This window comes from Bacillus sp. 007/AIA-02/001, from assembly GCF_004634455.1.
GTDB lineage: Bacteria > Bacillota > Bacilli > Bacillales > Bacillaceae_G > Bacillus_A > Bacillus_A cereus.
Genome location: NZ_SEIY01000002.1, coordinates 1 through 17,979 on the forward strand (window position 1 = coordinate 1; position 17,979 = coordinate 17,979).

A 17,979-nucleotide genomic window follows, 5' to 3' on the forward strand; every position below is an offset into this window, starting at 1 on the left:
AAGAATTAAAACAAAACTAAAAGGATTGTCCCCTGTGCAATACAGAGTTCAATCCTTAGTAGCTGCTTAATATATTTGTCTAATTTTTTGGGTTCAGTTCATTTTGATAGTCTTTTTTTGTTGTATGGATTGAATTATATAATGTATTGCAAATAGAAATAATAGAAGTAATGCGGAAAGGCGGTGGGGGGAAATGAAATATCCAGACCATTTAGTAAAACAAGTGCAAGAGCGCGGTGCTCCTTATCAACTAGAAGGTTTTTTGAGTGGACAAGGTCCTGAAAATCCCAAATTTATGTTGTTAGGAGAAGCGCCTGGTGAAACAGAAATTCATAATGGGATTCCGTTTAGCGGGAGGGCGGGAAAACAATTAATGGATTTTTTAGAGCGTATTGATGTTACAAGGGAAGAAGTATATATTACGAGCGCTGTTCGAAGTAGACCTTATAAATGGCGAGAGAAAAAAGAACGAAATGGTGAAATCATACAAAAAAAGTATAATAGAACGCCAAATCAGGGAGAAATAGTTGCCCATGCGCCTTTGTTAGATTATGAATTAGAGAAAATACATCCGAAGCTTATCGTCACGCTTGGAAATATCGGTCTTCAACGTTTAACAGGAAAAAATAAAAAAATCACAGATGTACACGGGCAATTATTAAAACAGCCTATTCAAAAATTAAAGGATATGCAAAGTGCAGAGTTTACATGGTCAGAGAAAGAATATCATGTTTTTCCGACTTTTCATCCAGCTTCCATTTTTTATAATCGGAGTTTATTGGAGCTTATTCATGAGGATTTTGAGAAGCTTAAAAGACTTGTAATAAAAAACTAGAAAAGCTAAGGCGCTTTTCTAGTTACATTTAATTATGTAAAGGGTTTTTATTTTCATCTAACGTAAATCCTTCACCAACTACATCATGTACATCACTTACAGCGACAAAAGCATGAGGATCTACAGAAGTAATGATATTCTTTAATTTCACGATTTCATTTTTAGCAACAACGCAATACAATACGTTACGTTCCACTTTTGTATACGATCCAACAGCTTTTAAAAAGGTTGCTCCGCGCTCCATTTCAGATAAAATTTTGGCAGCAATTTCATCGTTTTTCTCTGAGATAATAGTCGCTCCTTTGGCAGCATAAGCTCCTTCTTGCATAAAATCAATGACTTTAGCACCGATAAAAACAGCAACTAGCGTATACATGCCCTCGCGGTATGATAAATAGGTAAGAATAGAGACTACGATAACGACAGCATCAAACATAAACATTGTTTTCCCCATACTCCAGCCAACATATTTGTGAGCTAGTCGTGCGATAATATCTACACCGCCAGTAGTCCCGCCATATTTAAATATTATTCCAAGGCCGATACCGATAAATGCCCCGGCGAATAAAGCTGCGAGTGTCATATCATTTTGCAAGTTTAAATGTAAGTTGAGTACTTCGTAACGCTGGAAAATCCATAGAAATAAAGATACGCTAAAGGTGCCAATTAATGTATATAAAAATGTCGTTCTGCCAAGTAACCTCCAACCAATAAAAAATATAGGGATATTTAAAATTAAGTTTGAGTAGGAAGGATCAAACTTAAATAAAAAATACAATAATAGTGTAATACCAGTAAACCCACCCTCTGCAAGGTGGTTTTCAATATTGATATTGACAATACCGAAAGAAAATATAGCGGAACCGATTAAAATAAAAATAATATTTCGCATCTTCAATTTTGATGTCATATAGAAATCCCCCTAATTATGTAATGATTGCATTGCTCCGCTGAAACAGTAAAACATAATAATAAGTAATTTCTAGTTGCTAGTGAAAATAGTAAGAACTTGATTGATGTGGGCTGATCTTTTGTGAAAAGCACAAAAGAAGGTTTCACTTTATCCCGCTCTAACGGCTGATAGGAGATGAAGCAAAGAAGAGGGGCAAACCAGCCGTAGGAACTCGATTAGTTCAACTAATCTTTTGCAAAAAGCGCAAAAGAAGTTTCACTTTACCCCGTACCAACGGCTGGTAGGAGATAAAGCTCTGAAGAAAGGCGAACCAGCCGTAGGAACCCGATTAGTTCAACTAATCTTTTGCAAAAAAACACAAAAGAAGTTTCACTTTATTATAGTCTATCCAAAAATGGGTCGCAAATAGGTGTTTGGCGGGGAATAATATTTGTCAAATCGCGATGAATTGGCTAACATGAAAGAGGAAGGATTAGAGGTGAATAGTATGGAAGCAAAAACGATGAAAGATATGCAGAAAGAAGTAGATGCATATATTGGTCAGTTTAAAGAAGGTTATTTCAGTCCGCTTGCAATGATGGCTCGTTTAACGGAAGAAATGGGAGAGCTTGCAAGAGAGGTAAATCATTATTATGGTGAGAAACCGAAGAAAACAACTGAAAAAGAAAGAAGTATTGAAGAAGAGCTTGGAGATGTATTATTTGTTATGATTTGTATGGCAAATAGTTTAAATATTGATTTAGAGACAGCACATAACATTGTAATGAATAAATTTAATACACGTGATAAAGATCGCTGGACACGTATTGATGAGGGAGAGAAAGAATAATGAAAGAAATTAAAGTAATTATCGCCGGACCAAGAGGACGTATGGGACATGAAGCAGTTCTTCTTATGGAAAGAACGGAACATTTTAATTTAGTAGCAGCAGTGGATTATAAGCATGGTGGTGAGAAGATTTCTGATTTACCTGGCATGCCAGCATTACATGCACCGATTTACGCTGATTTACATACTTGTTTAGATGAAGTAGAAGCAGATGTGTTGTTAGATTTAACAACACCAGAAGTGGGGAAACAACACGTTACACTTGCAGTTGAGCGTGGACTTCGTTCGGTTATTGGTACAACTGGATTTACAGAAGAAGAATTGGCACGTTTAACAGAGAATGCAAAAGAAAAAGCAGTAGGAACAATTATTGCTCCAAACTTTGCAATTGGTGCAGTTCTTATGATGAAATTCTCACAAATGGCAGCGAAATATTTCCAAGATGTTGAGGTAATTGAATTACATCATGATCAAAAATTAGACGCACCATCTGGTACAGCTGTAAAAACGGTAGAGTTAATTCGTCAAAATCGTGAATCAAAGCAGCAAGGTCATCCAAATGAAGTAGAGCAACTAGCAGGTGCACGTGGTGCAAATGTAGACGGTATTCACATTCATAGTGTACGTTTGCCAGGGCTTATTGCACACCAAGAAGTAATGTTCGGTGGAGATGGACAAATGTTAACAGTTCGTCATGATTCATTCAATCGTGCATCATTTATGTCAGGTGTAAAACTATCAATTGAGACAGTAATGAACCTTGATCATCTTGTGTACGGTTTAGAAAATATTATCGACTAAAGGGGAGACAACGGATGAAAATTGCCTTAATCGCACATGACAAAAAGAAAAATGATATGGTTTCGTTTGCATACGCATATAAACCAATTTTTGAACAACATGAATTATTTGCAACAGGAACGACAGGGCTTCGTATTATGGAAGCGACTGGATTAGTTGTAACAAGATATCAATCTGGCCCTCTTGGTGGAGATCAAGAAATTGGTGCAATGATTGCAAAGAACGATTTAGATATGGTGATTTTCTTCCGCGATCCATTAACAGCACAGCCGCATGAACCGGATGTGAATGCATTGCTTCGTTTATGTGATGTATATGCGATTCCACTTGCAACGAATATGGCAAGTGCTGAAATGTTAATGCACGCATTAGAGCGAGGAGATTTAGATTATCGTAAGTTAAGAAAATGAGGGGAACAATTATGAGTGGATTACATATATTAGCGTTTGGTGCTCATGCCGATGATGTTGAAATCGGCATGGCTGGTACCATCGCTAAATATACAAAGCAAGGGTATGAAGTAGGTATTTGTGATTTAACAGAAGCTGATCTTTCTTCAAATGGAACGATAGAGTTGAGAAAAGAAGAAGCGAAGGTTGCAGCTCGTATAATGGGAGTAAAAACGAGGCTGAATTTAGCGATGCCAGACCGTGGTTTGTATATGAAAGAAGAGTATATACGTGAAATTGTCAAGGTGATCCGTACATATAAACCAAAACTAGTTTTTGCGCCGTACTATGAAGATCGCCATCCAGATCATGCAAATTGTGCAAAGCTTGTGGAAGAGGCTATTTTTTCAGCAGGAATCCGTAAATATATGCCGGAACTTTCACCACATCGTGTGGAGTCTTTTTATAATTATATGATTAATGGTTTTCATAAACCGAATTTTTGTATAGATATAAGTGAGTACCTCTCTATAAAGGTGGAAGCATTAGAAGCGTATGAAAGTCAGTTTTCAACAGGGAGTGATGGTGTTAAGACACCGTTAACAGAAGGTTACGTTGAAACTGTAATCGCTCGTGAGAAGATGTTTGGAAAAGAAGTTGGAGTCTTGTATGCCGAGGGATTTATGAGTAAGAAACCGGTTTTATTACATGCTGATTTATTAGGGGGATGTAAATGAAATTAAAAATAGGTATTACATGTTATCCTTCTGTAGGTGGTTCTGGAGTTGTTGGGACAGAATTAGGAAAGCAATTGGCGGAACGTGGGCATGAAATTCACTTTATCACATCGGGTTTACCATTCCGGTTAAATAAAGTATATCCAAACATTTATTTTCATGAAGTGACGGTAAATCAATACTCTGTATTTCAATATCCACCATACGATTTAGCGTTAGCAAGTAAAATGGCCGAGGTTGCACAAAGAGAAAACTTAGACATTTTACATGTGCATTACGCAATACCACATGCAATTTGTGCATATTTAGCAAAACAAATGATCGGAGAGCGTATTAAAATTGTTACAACCTTACATGGAACAGATATTACTGTGTTAGGTTCCGACCCTTCGTTAAATAATTTAATTCGTTTTGGTATTGAGCAATCGGATGTTGTCACTGCTGTCTCGCATTCATTAATTAACGAAACACATGAGCTTGTAAAACCAAGTAAAGAAATTCAAACGGTATATAACTTTATAGACGAACGTGTATATTTCAAGCGTAATATGTCTCAATTAAAGAAAGAATACGGTATAAGTGAGAGTGAAAAAGTACTTATTCATATTTCGAATTTCCGTAAAGTGAAACGTGTGCAGGATGTTGTTCAGGCATTTGCTAAAATTGTTAAAGAAGTAGATGCGAAGTTGCTTCTTGTTGGAGACGGACCAGAATTCTGTACGATTTTACAGATAGTGAAGAATTTACATATTGAAGATCGCGTTTTATTCCTAGGGAAGCAAGATAATGTTGCAGAACTACTTGCGATGAGTGATTTAATGTTGCTTCTATCAGAGAAGGAAAGTTTTGGTCTTGTTTTATTAGAAGCAATGGCGTGTGGTGTACCTTGTATCGGAACGCGGGTTGGAGGTATTCCAGAGGTTATTCAACACGGGGAAACAGGATATTTATGTGAAGTTGGCGATACAACAGGAGTGGCAAATCAAGCTATTCAGCTATTAAAGGACGAGGAACTTCACCGTAATATGGGAGAACGAGCAAGAGAAAGTGTTTATGAGCAATTTCGCTCAGAAAAAATTGTTTCACAATATGAAACGATTTACTATGACGTACTAAGGGATGACAAAAATGGAAAGATTTAAAAAAGCTAGTTCTATTATTGAGACATTAAAGCAACAAGGACATGAGGCTTACTTTGTTGGTGGGAGCGTACGAGATCTTATTATCGATAGGCCGATTGGAGATATTGATATTGCGACATCTGCTCTACCAGAAGAAGTGATGGCTATATTCCCAAGAAATGTTCCTGTTGGTCTTGAGCATGGAACTGTAATTGTTGTAGAAAATGGTGAGCCTTATGAGGTAACTACTTTTCGAACAGAAAGCGAATATGAAGATTTTCGAAGACCTAGTAGTGTTCAATTTGTTCGTTCATTAGAAGAGGATTTAAAACGTCGTGATTTCACGATGAATGCAATTGCTATGACAGAAGAAGGCAAAATGGTTGATTTATTTGCTGGACAGGAAGCCATTCAACAGAGAGAAATTGTGACAGTTGGAAATGCTGCGGATCGTTTTCAAGAAGATGCCCTGCGAATGATGCGTGGTATTCGGTTTGTAAGCACGTTAGGTTTTTCATTAGAAATGAAAACGAAGCAAGCGATTGAAACGCATGGGCATTTGCTAGAACATATAGCAATTGAGCGTATTACAGTAGAGTTTGAGAAACTGTTAACTGGTACATATTGTGTGAAAGGTCTCAAAGAATTAGTAGAGACGAAGCTATTTTCTCATTTGCCATATTTACAAATGTCAGAAGAGAGACTGTTAAAAGCTACGCAGTATAAATGGGATTCTTTCGAAACGGATATTGAGGCGTGGGCATTTTTCTTATATTGTATCGGAGAAGAACATCCATCTGTCTTTTTACGTCAATGGAAGTTTTCGAATAAAAAAATAAAAGATATTGTTGCAGTTTTATTGGCAATTCGTACTAGAAAGGAGAAGGATTGGGATACAGTCCTTCTTTATAAAACGGGAATTCATATCGCTGAAATGGCAGAGAGAGTATATGAAGCGATGATTGAAAGCTATGACCCTACATCTGTTGAACGAGTACAATTAATGTTTCATGCATTGCCAATCCAGGAACGTCAAGAAATGAATGTGACTGGTAATGATTTATTAAACTGGGCAAACAAAAAGCCTGGTCCGTGGGTTGCTGAAATGCTTCAGAAAATCGAAGAAGCAATCGTACAAGGAAACGTAGTTAATGAGAAAGAGCGTATAAGGGAGTGGCTGCAAGGATGCAATCTACTATAAGAAAGCAGTTATTGCAAGTTTTTTCTGAAGCGGATGGCAAGTTTGTATCCGGCCAAACAATTAGTGATAAACTTGGTTGTTCAAGAACTGCTGTGTGGAAACATATGGAGGATCTGCGGAGTGAGGGATATGAACTTGAAGCTGTGCGCCGATTAGGTTACCGAATTGCAAGTAAGCCAGACAAAGTGACTGCTAATGAAATTCAGTTAGGGCTACAAACGAAGCGGATTGGTAGAACAGTGTATTTTGAAGAAACTGTTGAATCAACGCAGCACATTGCAGCAAAACTTGCTTATGAAGGTGCAGAAGAAGGAACTGTCGTTGTAGCAGAAGAACAAACAGCGGGAAGAGGTCGTTTAAGCAGAAAATGGCATTCACCAAAAGGAACAGGGATTTGGATGAGTATTATTTTACGCCCGTCAATCCCAGTTCATCATGCACCGCAACTTACTTTGTTAGCGGCTGTTAGTGTTGCACAGGCAATTGAAAAATGTACAGGTGTAAACGTAGGAATAAAATGGCCAAATGATATTTTAATTCAAGGTAAAAAGGCTGTAGGTATATTAACAGAAATGCAAGCGGATCCTGATAAAATTAATGCTGTCATTATGGGCATCGGTATTAATGCGAATCAAAAGCAAGAACATTTTGATGAAGAAATTCAGCACATCGCTACTTCATTAGCGATTGAATCAGGTAAGCCGATTGTTCGTGCAGAACTTATGCAACAAATCTATTTACAACTAGAAAAATTATATGAAGAATATTTACAAAATGGTTTCTCTGTCATTAAAATTCTTTGGGAAAGTTACGCTGTGAGCATCGGGAAAGAAATTACCGCTCGAACGATGAGAGAGACAATTACGGGGTTAGCAAAAGGAATCACAGAGGATGGTGTATTACTTCTGGAGGATCATGAGGGGAAAGTACATCATATTCATTCTGCAGATATCGAAATTAAGTAAAAGAAGTTCCTCTTTTGGAACTTCTTTTTATTTCAATAGTTTTGAGTTGAATTTGTAACATGATAATAAATTCTTTTCATATTTAAAGTTCATTTCAAAATAGCTTCCGTCGAGTTGACCTGGCATGTTATTTGACGATTACTTTGCCTGTCATTCCTTTAAGAAGATGGTATCGACATATTAATTCATATGTACCAGTATTTTTAGGTTTCACGGTAATATTCTTTTCTTTTCCTGACTGGACTACGACGTCAATACCGAGTTTTTTCACTGTAAAGGTGTGCTCGTTTTTACCTTTATTTTTCAATAGTAATGTTGTTGATCCTTCAAGCGGAATCGTGATGACATTTGGATTAAAGTAATCATCATTTAGTTCAACCTCAATCACTTTCGTTAAATCGGTGGGTTGTGTTACGACATGAACTGAGGCAAATACTTGGGAGGATCCTAAAGACATCCACCATACAATCATTACAAGCAAACTGCTGAATCGAAATAACCACCTGTTCATAGACATCTGCAATTCTCCTTTGTTAAGTACTTTCCTCAATTAACCTGCATCATTAGTTTAAGAGTTATACTATATAGTTAAATTGATTACAGAAAAAATTAACTTGGACTTTTTTAACATGCGTTGAAAAAACATGTATCTTTTCAGGATTGAATTATCCATAAAAACTGTATAGCATATATACTCTCGTGTTAAATTTCATATACCGTAATAAGAATAAAAAATTATTTTTTCGAAAAAATGTAGTAATTCCTTTTTGTAGTTTGCTATAATTAGTTCGAATGTGGGCAGTATCAGAGCGAACTGCACCATGATTCGAAGTCATACGAAAAATAATAACTTGGATTCTGCCTTGATCCAATAACGGACTGGGACAGAGGGATGAATAATGCCGACTAACACACAACCCTTCTGCCCTTTTATGGCCAGAGGGGTTTTTTTATATGATTTCGGCCATCTCCTCTCTCCTGCATAAAGGAGGAGTAGTTTTTGAAAACAAAAACAGATTTTTTGAAGATGAAAGAGCAAGGTGAGCCGATTACAATGCTAACGGCGTATGATTATCCATCTGCTAAATTAGCAGAAGAAGCTGAAGTTGATATGATTCTAGTTGGAGATTCTCTTGGAATGGTTGTACTCGGATACGATTCAACAGTACCTGTAACAGTAGAGGATATGATTCATCATACGAAAGCTGTACGCCGCGGAGCGAAAGAGACGTTTATTGTAACTGATATGCCATTTATGTCGTATCACGTATCATTACAAGAAACGATGGTGAATGCACGCCGCATCGTTCAAGAGAGCGGGGCACACGCACTGAAGGTAGAAGGTGCTGGAGAAGTTATATCGACGATTCAATATTTGACGAACGCAGGAATTCCTGTTGTAGCGCATTTAGGTTTAACCCCTCAATCTGTAGGAGTGTTGGGTGGATATAAAGTGCAAGGAAAAGATGCGGAGAGTGCAAAAAAATTAATAGAAGATGCAAAGAAATGTGAAGAAGCTGGTGCAATAGCACTTGTGTTAGAATGTGTACCAATGCAGTTAGCAGAACTTATTTCAGAGCAACTAACAATACCGACAATTGGGATTGGCGCAGGACAAAAAGTAGATGGGCAAGTGCTTGTTTATCATGATCTTATCTCATACGGCGTAAATCGTGTTCCGAAATTTGTGAAGCAATATACGTCTGTTCAAGAGGAGATTGTGCGTGGGATTTCACAATATGTTACTGAAGTAAAGACAAGGCAATTTCCTGAAGAAAAACATTCGTTCACAATGAAAGAGGAAGAATGCTTAGCGTTATATGGAGGAAAACAATAATGAAAATCGTAACTACAGTGCAAGAGATGCAGCAAATTACGAGCGAACTTCGTGCAAGTGGAAAGAGTATTGGTTTTGTTCCAACAATGGGTTATTTACATGAAGGCCATGCTACTTTATTACGTAAGGCAAGAGAAGAAAATGAAACTGTAGTTTTAAGTGTATTTGTAAACCCACTACAATTTGGCCCAAATGAAGATTTAGATCGATATCCTCGTGATATTGATAGAGATGAAAATGTAGCAAAAGAAAACGGTGTAGATTATTTATTTTATCCGAGTGTAGAAGAAATGTATCCAGCAGAACAAACAACAACGGTAGAAGTTGTGAAGCGCACGGACGTATTATGCGGTCAACAAAGACCTGGTCATTTTGCTGGTGTTGCAACTGTACTAATGAAACTATTTAATATTACGCTGCCAAAGCGTGCTTATTTCGGTATGAAAGATGCTCAACAAGTTGCAGTAATTGAAGGGTTTGTAACTGATTTCAATATTCCAGTTACAATCGTACCAGTTGATATTGTAAGGGAAGAAGATGGTTTAGCGAAAAGTTCTCGTAACGTGTACCTATCACAAGATGAACGTGAAGAAGCTCTTCAGTTATACCGCAGCCTATGTATAGCGAAAGAAAGAATTGAGGCAGGTGAACGTAATCCCGAAATCATTACAAATCTTGTGAAAGAGTATATTGAGACGCATACGAAAGGCACTGTAGATTATGCAGATTTATATGCATATCCGTCATTAACAATGGTAGAGAAAGTCAAAGGAAGAATCATTTTAGCTATTGCAGTTAAGTTTGAAAATGTAAGATTAATTGACAATATAACATTAACAGTTAAATAAGGGGGAGCATCTATGTTTCGCACAATGATGAGAGCAAAGTTACATCGTGCAACTGTAACGGAGGCAAATTTAAATTATGTAGGTAGTATTACAATTGATGAAGACTTAATGGATGCAGTAAATATTGTAGAAAACGAAAAAGTCCAAATTGTAAATAATAATAATGGTGCTCGCTTAGAGACATACGTTATTAAAGGGGAACGCGGTAGTGGTGTTGTTTGTTTAAACGGTGCTGCGGCAAGGCTTGTACAACCAGGGGACAAAGTAATTATTATTTGTTATGGGCTAGTTACGGAAGAAGAGATTCATAAACAAGAACCAAAAATTGCAGTATTAGACGATGATAATCAAATTATTGAAATGTTAGGTGCTGAAAAAGCGGGTACGATATTATAAGTAGAAAGGCTATCTCCATTGCGGAGATAGCTTTTTTGTGCATCTTTTCATTAAGATGAGATAAAACGTGGTATAGTAACATTATATAAATTATTGTTGTTTGAAAGGTAAGAAATTGAGGTGTTACATATATGAGTAAGCGTTATGTCGTTGTTGATTTAGAGACGACAGGGAACTCCTGGAAAGATGGGAAGGATAAAATTACCCAAATTGCAGCTGTTGTAGTAGAAGATGGAGAGATATTGGAGATTTTTTCGTCTTTTGTTAACCCAAAGAGAGAGATCCCACCATTTATTACAGAATTAACAGGGATTGATGAAAGTCTTGTAAAACAAGCCCCGTTATTTCAAGATGTAGCCCCGATGATTGTTGAGCTATTACAAGGTGCGGCTTTCGTTGCGCATAATGTTCACTTTGATTGGAATTTTTTAAATGAAGAATTAAGGCAAGCTGGATATACAGAAATACATTGTCCGAAAATCGACACGGTTGAATTGGCTCAAATTCTTTTGCCGACAGCCGATAGTTATAAATTACGTGATTTAGCTAAGAAGCATGAACTAGAGCACGATCAACCACATCGTGCGGATAGTGATGCTCTTGCAACAGCGGAATTATTTTTACAATTTTTAAATGAAATTGAAAAGTTACCACTTGTCACGTTGCAATCGCTTTATGAATTAAGTGATGTGTTCCAAAGCGATATAGCTGATGTGCTTTCTGAAAATATTTTAAAGAAAGTAATGCACGGTAAAGAAGATATAGCGGAGTATGAAATACATCGAAATATTGCGCTGAAAAAGCGGAACTATTCCTTAAACCTTGGAGAAACGTGTTCATCAAAGTTTGATGCTTTCTTGAATAAAACGATGGATAAATTGGAATCACATATGCCAAAGTTTGAAAGAAGAGAAAGTCAACAACTGATGATGAAAGAGATATATACGGCGTTAAGAGATTCTCGTTTTTCACTAATTGAAGCGGGTACAGGAACAGGAAAGACTCTTGCTTATTTGCTTCCCAGTCTTTATTTTGCAAAGAGAAAAGAAGAACCTGTCATTATAAGTACACAAACAGTACAACTCCAACAACAAATATTAGAAAAAGAAATTCCGTTATTACAAAAAATAATGCCATTTTCATTTGAGGCAGCTCTTCTAAAAGGAAGAAAGCATTATTTATGCTTACATAAATTTGAGTATGCTTTGCAAGAGGAAGAAAAAAATTATGATATGGCACTTACGAAGGCGAAGATTTTAGTTTGGCTATTGCAAACTGAAACAGGTGATCGAGACGAATTAAATATTCCTGAGGGCGGAAAGTTACTTTGGAATCGTATTTGTAGCGATGCGTATAGTCCAGGCGGTATGCAAAGTAATTGGTTTAGTCGTTGTTTTTATCAGCGAGCGAAGAATAAAGCTTTATTTGCAGATATCGTTATTACAAATCATGCGTTATTATTTCAAGATTTTTCAAGTGAAGAACCGTTGTTTGCTTCATGCGAACATATTATTTTTGATGAAGCTCACCATATTGAAGAAGCTGCGAGTAGAACATTGGGTGAACAGTTCTCTTGTATGTATTTTCAATTGGTTATATCTCGTCTTGGGACGCTAGAAACAGAAGATGTACTCTCCAAAGTATATAAAATGATGAAAAAATCAGAGCAAGCATCTCGTTCAACTTTCCGTATGATAAGTTATAGTTTGAAGGAACTTAAGTTTGATGCGGATGAACTCTTCCAAATGTTACGTACTTTTATATTTAAACAAACAAAGCAAGAGCAAGGAACGAATAATATGCCGCTCATCTATAGGTATAACGCAGAACTAGAAAAAGGTAAGTTGTGGGATAGTATCGTCGAATTAACAAATCGTTTTATATATGAATTAAGAAGGGTAGTAACTGCTCTTGAGAAGCAAGTGGATATATTGCAAAGTAAGTTAGAATGGGAGATGCATGTTGTAACAGGTGAATTTATGCATTTAATTGAGTTGCTGAGAAAGATGGCAGAATCATTACAGTTACTCGTATTAGAAAAGAATTCGTATGTAACTTGGATGGAGACTGAAACGAAAGGGACGATTCATTCAACAGTTCTATACGCACAGCCTGTCCATATTGGTGAAAGATTTGCTGATGAATTTTTAACAGAAAAAAAGAGTGTTATTTTTACATCCGCAACACTAACAGTTAACGATACGTTTGATTATATAAAAGAGGAACTTGGTTTACATGATTTCGCTCCAAATACTTTAAAGGTTCCGTCACCATTTCGTTATGATGAACAGATGAAATTAATGGTTTCAACGGATGTACCTTTTATTAAGCAAGTAAGTAATGAGCGATATATTGAATCTGTATCGGAACATATTGCAAAGATAGCAAAAGCCACAAAAGGCAGAATGCTCGTTTTATTCACTTCGTATGAAATGTTAAAAGAAGCGTATGCGAATTTAAAAAATAATGATGAATTAGAGGGTTATTTATTACTCACCCAAAGTGTGAATAATAGAAGTCGAAGCCGCTTAATTCGAAAGTTTCAAGAGTTCGACAAATCAATTTTATTAGGGACGAGCAGTTTCTGGGAAGGAATAGATATTCCTGGAGATGCCTTAAGTTGTCTTGTTATAGTCCGTCTACCATTTACACCTCCTCATCAGCCGATGATGGAAGCGAAAGGTGAGTGGCTAAAAAATCAAGGTGAAGATGTATTCGCTAAATTAGCGCTCCCACAAGCAATATTACGTTTCAAACAAGGATTCGGCCGCTTAATTCGAACGAATACAGATACAGGAACGGTAGTAGTGTTAGATCGTCGTTTGACGAGTTCTTCCTATGGAAAACGATTTCTACAATCGATTCCTAACGTACCTCTTTATGAAGGACCATTAGAAGAATTGTTAGTACAATTAGAAGAACCATCAAATGAATAAAAATGGAAGAAAAATACGCCTGAAGTACTTATAAACTTCAGGCGTAAAAAATGTGGGTAGGAGGAATTTTATTTTTCTTACTTCTTGTATACAAAATGTGTTGGTTTTCGACTTGAAACCTTTTTTTGCTGTACATGTCCTGCTATAATAGATGGGTGATGAAGCAGGGGTTGTAAAGAATGTACTCTTATTGTAACCGCATTGCGTTCTTCTATAATTAGAAATTTTTGTGTAACGGAGGAGTTTTTTCATGGATAAGAAAATCGAAGTACTATCAACGACGCGTATTAAATATTCGTCGGATTTGTATAAAATTGTTGATAGTTTAAATCGTACGTTAAAAGAGCAGGACCTCATGTTCGGACTAGCATTAGACGAAAAAGATAAAGAAACAGCTGTATTTACGATTTACAGAACGTAGTGATACAATGAAAAAGTGGATCTTTGCAATCATTATTGTTATCGTTGCTAGCGGAATATATGGGGCGTATGTTTATAATAAAGCGATGGGAAAGAAAATTCCAAAAGAGTCGAAATTTGTAGAAATTGCTAAAGAAAAAGCAAAGCTTACAAAGGTGAAATCTGTTGATTATTACAACGGAAAATCTGCATATATAGTCGTGCAAGGTACAGATGAAAAGGGAGAACAACTTATCGTTTGGGTGCCTGAGAAAAAAGGGGATACTGTAGTAAGGAAAAAGAGCGAAGGTATTTCTGAAAAAGAGGCTATACAAAGAACAATAGAGCAAGTCGGCAATGAAAGTAAGGAATCAAAAAGTAAGCCGAAAGAGATTATGAAAGTGAAATTAGGCTTTGAAAATGATGTACCACTATGGGAAGTTACATATATTGATGATGACAATCGTTATAGTTATTACTATCTTGAATTTAAAGATGGAAAATTTTTAAGACGATATAGCATTGAAAAATAGATGTAGGGGGAACTACAAATGAAATTAGCAAAGCGAGTAGCTGCTTTAACACCGTCTTCAACTTTAGAAATTACAGCAAAGGCACAAGCATTAAAAGCAGAGGGTCATGATGTAATTGGATTAGGGGCAGGGGAACCTGACTTTAATACACCAGAGCATATTATGGATGCTGCACATAAAGCGATGTTAGAAGGGCATACGAAGTATACACCAACAGGTGGATTACAATCGTTAAAACAAGAAATTGTGAAGAAATTTACTCGCGATCAAGGTATTGCGTATGATCCATCTGAAATTATTGTATGTAATGGTGCAAAGCATGCATTATATACATTATTCCAAGTATTACTTGATGAGGGAGATGAAGTTATCATCCCAACTCCTTACTGGGTAAGCTATCCAGAGCAAGTAAAGCTTGCTGGCGGTAAGCCGGTTTATGTAGAAGGTTTAGAAGACAATGAGTACAAAATTACAGCAAAGCAGCTGCGTGAGGCAATTACAGAGAAAACGAAAGCAGTTATTATTAATTCACCGAGCAATCCAACAGGAATGATTTATAGCAAAGAAGAATTACAACAGCTTGGAGAAGTATGTTTAGAACATGATATTTTAATCGTTTCTGATGAAATTTATGAAAAATTAATTTATGGTGGCGTAGAATATACTTCAATTGCCCAGCTTTCTAATGCATTAAAAGAACAAACACTTATTATTAATGGTGTATCTAAATCTCATTCTATGACAGGATGGCGTATTGGATATGCTGCAGGAAATAAGCAGCTTATTAAAGCAATGACGAATTTAGCGAGTCATAGTACGTCAAACCCTACTTCAATCGCTCAATACGGCGCAATTGCGGCATATGCAGGCTCACAAGAACCTGTGGAAACAATGCGTCAAGCCTTTGAAGAGAGATTAAACATCATTTATGATAAATTAATTCAAATCCCTGGCTTTACTTGTATTAAACCGCAAGGGGCATTTTACTTATTCCCTAACGTAAAAGAAGCTGTAGCTTTATCAGGATATGCAACAGTTGATGATTGGGCAAAAGCTCTATTAGAAGAGGAAAAAGTGGCTCTTGTACCAGGTACAGGATTTGGTGCTCCAAATAATGTTCGTTTATCATATGCGACATCTCTTGAACAAGTAGAGAAAGCATTAGAGCGCATCCATACATTTATGAAAAGTAAAGTGCAAGCTTAATTTTATATTTCATTCATGTAATATAAAAAACCTCCCTATTAATGGGGAGGTTTTTTTGACGGATTGTGGCAAAAAGAAATAGCTAAAGGTGTGTTATACTAGAGAGCGAGGTGTTTGGTGATGAAAAAGAAAATGATGTTACAGTGGTTTGAGCAGGGAAGCATTGCAATTCCAAAATTGCTTATGATGCATTATAAAAAATTAGGTTTAAATGAGACGGAATTTATGGTTGTACTTCATGTACACACATTTTTAGAATCAGGTAATTCGTTTCCGACTCCTTCAGAGATTTCTGAACGGATGACGATAACGGAAATGAAATGTATGGAAGTAATTCAGACGTTGATTCAAAAAGGTTTTTTATCACTAGAAGGTGGACAAAGATCAGAAGCGATGATGTGCGAAAGTTATTCTTTACAACCGTTATGGGAAAAAATATTACATTTCTTAATGGATGAATCAATAGAGGAAGAGCAAAAAGAAAAAAAACAGCTACAAGTAAATTTATATACAGTATTTGAAAAAGAATTTGGAAGACCACTTTCGCCGTTCGAATGTGAAACGTTAGGGATGTGGGAGGACCAAGATCAACATCATCCAAATTTAATTCAAGCGGCTCTTAGAGAAGCTGTAATGAGTGGAAAACTAAATTTCCGATATATTGATCGTATTTTATTTGAGTGGAAAAAGAATGGAATTAAAACGGTAGATCAGGCTCAAAATCAAGGTCAAAAATTTAGAGCGAATCAACAAAGGGCACAACAAATGACAAAACAAGAGACGAAATTTACTGGAAAAGTGCCTTTTTATAATTGGTTGGAGCAGTAATATAGGAGGAAAAATATGCTTAACAAAACGCAAATCCGTTATTGTTTAGACACAATGGCGGATATGTATCCAGAAGCACATTGTGAATTGGTTCATGATAATCCATTTGAACTTGTAATCGCGGTGGCGTTATCTGCACAATGTACGGATGTACTTGTAAATAAAGTGACAAGAAATTTATTTCAAAAATATAAAACACCAGAAGATTATTTAAGTGTTTCTCTAGAAGAATTACAACAAGATATACGCTCTATCGGATTGTATAGAAATAAAGCAAAAAACATTCAAAAATTATGCCGAATGTTATTAGATGACTATAATGGAGAAGTACCGAACGATCGAGATGAACTTACGAAATTACCAGGTGTAGGAAGGAAAACAGCGAATGTTGTAGTTTCCGTAGCGTTTGGAATTCCGGCAATTGCTGTTGATACACATGTGGAGCGAGTGAGTAAACGATTAGCTATGTGTAGATGGAAAGACTCTGTGTTAGAAGTAGAAAAAACATTAATGAAGAAAGTACCAATGGATGAGTGGGGAGTTACACATCATCGTATGATTTTCTTTGGACGTTATCATTGTAAAGCACAACGACCGCAATGTGAGGAATGCAGACTGTTAGAAGTATGTCGTGAAGGAAAGAAGCGAATGAAGGTGAAATAAAGGATGGAACGAGTTATAGAAATACCGAAAGAATTTCACTGTTTACCATTTTTTAAAGAAAGTGTAAATTTAATTAAGTATCATACAGACAATTCTTTTGAAGAGATAATACAAAATACTTACTTTATATTTGATATTGAAAGACAGTATGAGCCATGGAAGGAAATTGAAAACAGCATTCCAGTGATGTTGAATGTATGGAAAAATAAGCATGAAGACATTGCTATACTGTTTCGAAATAGAAATAAGCAAGAGGCTGAGGGACCAATGATTCTTTTTTCAGCTCACTTGTTATCGGTTGTCTATTGGCTAAATGAACAACCTGTTCATAGTTTAAATGAAATGCAAATAAATACGAATAAATTAAAAGTGCAACCTGTTAATTTTATGGAAAGATATTCATTCATTATAAAGAAACCGAGTAATTATCATTCTTATATTCAATTAGCGCAGTTGTATATCGAAATAGAAAAGCTGTATGTAAAGAAAATGATAACAAAAAAGAAGTCCGCTTCTCGTTAAGAGAAACGGACTTCTTTTTTT

At 36.2% G+C, this 17,979-nt stretch carries 20 protein-coding genes; 18 read left to right on the forward strand and 2 right to left on the reverse strand.

Going from position 1 to position 17,979, the window contains the following annotated elements; all coding sequences use genetic code 11:
• The first annotated feature begins 193 nt into the window (after positions 1-193).
• Entirely contained in the window at positions 194-835 is a 642-nt protein-coding gene (locus ES895_RS05445; RefSeq protein ID WP_000876867.1) for a uracil-DNA glycosylase, read from the forward strand.
• Positions 836-863: 28 nt separating this feature from the next.
• Here the strand turns inward: ES895_RS05445 and ES895_RS05450 are convergent, their stop codons facing one another.
• Complete coding sequence (locus ES895_RS05450; protein WP_000202121.1) at positions 864-1,745, reverse strand: YitT family protein; 882 nt, start codon at positions 1,743-1,745, stop codon at positions 864-866.
• A gap of 490 nt (positions 1,746-2,235) precedes the next feature.
• Between ES895_RS05450 and ES895_RS05460 the strand changes: the two genes are divergently transcribed.
• The 7 genes from ES895_RS05460 to ES895_RS05490 are packed head-to-tail and all read left to right on the forward strand — an operon-like array spanning position 2,236 to position 7,790.
• Positions 2,236-2,577, forward strand: a complete 342-nt coding sequence (locus tag ES895_RS05460) for a nucleotide pyrophosphohydrolase (RefSeq protein ID WP_002108639.1) — start codon at positions 2,236-2,238, stop codon at positions 2,575-2,577.
• Positions 2,577-3,377, forward strand: a complete 801-nt coding sequence (dapB, locus tag ES895_RS05465) for a dihydrodipicolinate reductase (protein ID WP_000658810.1) — start codon at positions 2,577-2,579, stop codon at positions 3,375-3,377. The genes ES895_RS05460 and dapB overlap by 1 nt, the downstream gene beginning before the upstream one ends.
• Positions 3,378-3,391: 14 nt before the next feature.
• Positions 3,392-3,787, forward strand: coding sequence for a methylglyoxal synthase (gene mgsA / locus ES895_RS05470; RefSeq protein ID WP_000684765.1), 396 nt, complete (start codon positions 3,392-3,394; stop codon positions 3,785-3,787).
• Between the two features lie 11 nt (positions 3,788-3,798).
• Positions 3,799-4,503, forward strand: a complete 705-nt coding sequence (bshB1, locus tag ES895_RS05475; RefSeq protein WP_000015673.1) for a bacillithiol biosynthesis deacetylase BshB1 — start codon at positions 3,799-3,801, stop codon at positions 4,501-4,503.
• Positions 4,500-5,645, forward strand: a complete 1,146-nt coding sequence (gene bshA, locus ES895_RS05480; RefSeq protein WP_000768305.1) for an N-acetyl-alpha-D-glucosaminyl L-malate synthase BshA — start codon at positions 4,500-4,502, stop codon at positions 5,643-5,645. The genes bshB1 and bshA overlap by 4 nt, the downstream gene beginning before the upstream one ends.
• Positions 5,632-6,825: a CCA tRNA nucleotidyltransferase gene (locus ES895_RS05485; protein ID WP_000439316.1), complete on the forward strand. Its 1,194-nt coding sequence runs from the start codon at positions 5,632-5,634 to the stop codon at positions 6,823-6,825. The genes bshA and ES895_RS05485 overlap by 14 nt, the downstream gene beginning before the upstream one ends.
• Positions 6,810-7,790 carry a biotin--[acetyl-CoA-carboxylase] ligase gene (locus ES895_RS05490; RefSeq protein WP_135238184.1) on the forward strand — a complete coding sequence of 327 codons (981 nt, stop codon included), beginning with the start codon at positions 6,810-6,812 and terminating at the stop codon, positions 7,788-7,790. The genes ES895_RS05485 and ES895_RS05490 overlap by 16 nt, the downstream gene beginning before the upstream one ends.
• A 127-nt stretch (positions 7,791-7,917) precedes the next feature.
• Here the strand turns inward: ES895_RS05490 and ES895_RS05495 are convergent, their stop codons facing one another.
• Positions 7,918-8,307 carry a cupredoxin domain-containing protein gene (locus tag ES895_RS05495; RefSeq protein ID WP_000062393.1) on the reverse strand — a complete coding sequence of 130 codons (390 nt, stop codon included), beginning with the start codon at positions 8,305-8,307 and terminating at the stop codon, positions 7,918-7,920.
• Positions 8,308-8,790: 483 nt separating this feature from the next.
• Here ES895_RS05495 and panB point away from each other — a divergent pair, with 483 nt between their 5' ends.
• The 10 genes from panB (at position 8,791) to ES895_RS05550 (ending at position 17,958) form a co-directional block, all read left to right on the forward strand.
• Positions 8,791-9,627 (forward strand): 3-methyl-2-oxobutanoate hydroxymethyltransferase, encoded by an 837-nt coding sequence (gene panB, locus ES895_RS05505; RefSeq protein WP_000851108.1) that lies wholly within the window; start codon positions 8,791-8,793, stop codon positions 9,625-9,627.
• Positions 9,627-10,475: a pantoate--beta-alanine ligase gene (gene panC, locus ES895_RS05510; protein WP_000707028.1), complete on the forward strand. Its 849-nt coding sequence runs from the start codon at positions 9,627-9,629 to the stop codon at positions 10,473-10,475. The genes panB and panC overlap by 1 nt, the downstream gene beginning before the upstream one ends.
• Before the next feature lie 12 nt (positions 10,476-10,487).
• Positions 10,488-10,871, forward strand: a complete 384-nt coding sequence (panD, locus tag ES895_RS05515; RefSeq protein WP_000490181.1) for an aspartate 1-decarboxylase — start codon at positions 10,488-10,490, stop codon at positions 10,869-10,871.
• A gap of 131 nt (positions 10,872-11,002) precedes the next feature.
• Positions 11,003-13,807 carry an ATP-dependent DNA helicase DinG gene (gene dinG, locus ES895_RS05520; RefSeq protein WP_000044957.1) on the forward strand — a complete coding sequence of 935 codons (2,805 nt, stop codon included), beginning with the start codon at positions 11,003-11,005 and terminating at the stop codon, positions 13,805-13,807.
• A gap of 250 nt (positions 13,808-14,057) precedes the next feature.
• Positions 14,058-14,228, forward strand: coding sequence for a YpmA family protein (locus ES895_RS05525; RefSeq protein ID WP_000358352.1), 171 nt, complete (start codon positions 14,058-14,060; stop codon positions 14,226-14,228).
• Positions 14,229-14,235: 7 nt separating this feature from the next.
• Positions 14,236-14,739, forward strand: coding sequence for a cell wall elongation regulator TseB-like domain-containing protein (locus ES895_RS05530; RefSeq protein WP_000758739.1), 504 nt, complete (start codon positions 14,236-14,238; stop codon positions 14,737-14,739).
• Positions 14,740-14,757: 18 nt separating this feature from the next.
• Entirely contained in the window at positions 14,758-15,945 is a 1,188-nt protein-coding gene (gene aspB / locus ES895_RS05535) for an aspartate transaminase AspB (protein WP_000761571.1), read from the forward strand.
• Positions 15,946-16,065: 120 nt separating this feature from the next.
• Positions 16,066-16,773 (forward strand): DNA replication protein DnaD, encoded by a 708-nt coding sequence (gene dnaD, locus ES895_RS05540; RefSeq protein ID WP_000728552.1) that lies wholly within the window; start codon positions 16,066-16,068, stop codon positions 16,771-16,773.
• Between the two features lie 15 nt (positions 16,774-16,788).
• Positions 16,789-17,436, forward strand: coding sequence for an endonuclease III (gene nth / locus ES895_RS05545; RefSeq protein ID WP_000933034.1), 648 nt, complete (start codon positions 16,789-16,791; stop codon positions 17,434-17,436).
• Between the two features lie 3 nt (positions 17,437-17,439).
• Positions 17,440-17,958 (forward strand): YpoC family protein, encoded by a 519-nt coding sequence (locus ES895_RS05550; protein ID WP_000442653.1) that lies wholly within the window; start codon positions 17,440-17,442, stop codon positions 17,956-17,958.
• The last annotated feature ends 21 nt before the right edge of the window (positions 17,959-17,979 follow it).

What these genes read in the sequence shown, in the direction of transcription:
- ES895_RS05445 (WP_000876867.1), top strand. Translation starts at nt 194, where the DNA reads ATGAAATATCCAGACCATTTAGTAAAACAAGTGCAAGAGCGCGGTGCT.
- ES895_RS05450 (WP_000202121.1), bottom strand. Translation starts at nt 1,745, where the DNA reads ATGACATCAAAATTGAAGATGCGAAATATTATTTTTATTTTAATCGGT.
- ES895_RS05460 (WP_002108639.1), top strand. Translation starts at nt 2,236, where the DNA reads ATGGAAGCAAAAACGATGAAAGATATGCAGAAAGAAGTAGATGCATAT.
- dapB (WP_000658810.1), top strand. Translation starts at nt 2,577, where the DNA reads ATGAAAGAAATTAAAGTAATTATCGCCGGACCAAGAGGACGTATGGGA.
- mgsA (WP_000684765.1), top strand. Translation starts at nt 3,392, where the DNA reads ATGAAAATTGCCTTAATCGCACATGACAAAAAGAAAAATGATATGGTT.
- bshB1 (WP_000015673.1), top strand. Translation starts at nt 3,799, where the DNA reads ATGAGTGGATTACATATATTAGCGTTTGGTGCTCATGCCGATGATGTT.
- bshA (WP_000768305.1), top strand. Translation starts at nt 4,500, where the DNA reads ATGAAATTAAAAATAGGTATTACATGTTATCCTTCTGTAGGTGGTTCT.
- ES895_RS05485 (WP_000439316.1), top strand. Translation starts at nt 5,632, where the DNA reads ATGGAAAGATTTAAAAAAGCTAGTTCTATTATTGAGACATTAAAGCAA.
- ES895_RS05490 (WP_135238184.1), top strand. Translation starts at nt 6,810, where the DNA reads ATGCAATCTACTATAAGAAAGCAGTTATTGCAAGTTTTTTCTGAAGCG.
- ES895_RS05495 (WP_000062393.1), bottom strand. Translation starts at nt 8,307, where the DNA reads ATGTCTATGAACAGGTGGTTATTTCGATTCAGCAGTTTGCTTGTAATG.
- panC (WP_000707028.1), top strand. Translation starts at nt 9,627, where the DNA reads ATGAAAATCGTAACTACAGTGCAAGAGATGCAGCAAATTACGAGCGAA.
- panD (WP_000490181.1), top strand. Translation starts at nt 10,488, where the DNA reads ATGTTTCGCACAATGATGAGAGCAAAGTTACATCGTGCAACTGTAACG.
- dinG (WP_000044957.1), top strand. Translation starts at nt 11,003, where the DNA reads ATGAGTAAGCGTTATGTCGTTGTTGATTTAGAGACGACAGGGAACTCC.
- ES895_RS05525 (WP_000358352.1), top strand. Translation starts at nt 14,058, where the DNA reads ATGGATAAGAAAATCGAAGTACTATCAACGACGCGTATTAAATATTCG.
- ES895_RS05530 (WP_000758739.1), top strand. Translation starts at nt 14,236, where the DNA reads ATGAAAAAGTGGATCTTTGCAATCATTATTGTTATCGTTGCTAGCGGA.
- aspB (WP_000761571.1), top strand. Translation starts at nt 14,758, where the DNA reads ATGAAATTAGCAAAGCGAGTAGCTGCTTTAACACCGTCTTCAACTTTA.
- dnaD (WP_000728552.1), top strand. Translation starts at nt 16,066, where the DNA reads ATGAAAAAGAAAATGATGTTACAGTGGTTTGAGCAGGGAAGCATTGCA.
- nth (WP_000933034.1), top strand. Translation starts at nt 16,789, where the DNA reads ATGCTTAACAAAACGCAAATCCGTTATTGTTTAGACACAATGGCGGAT.
- ES895_RS05550 (WP_000442653.1), top strand. Translation starts at nt 17,440, where the DNA reads ATGGAACGAGTTATAGAAATACCGAAAGAATTTCACTGTTTACCATTT.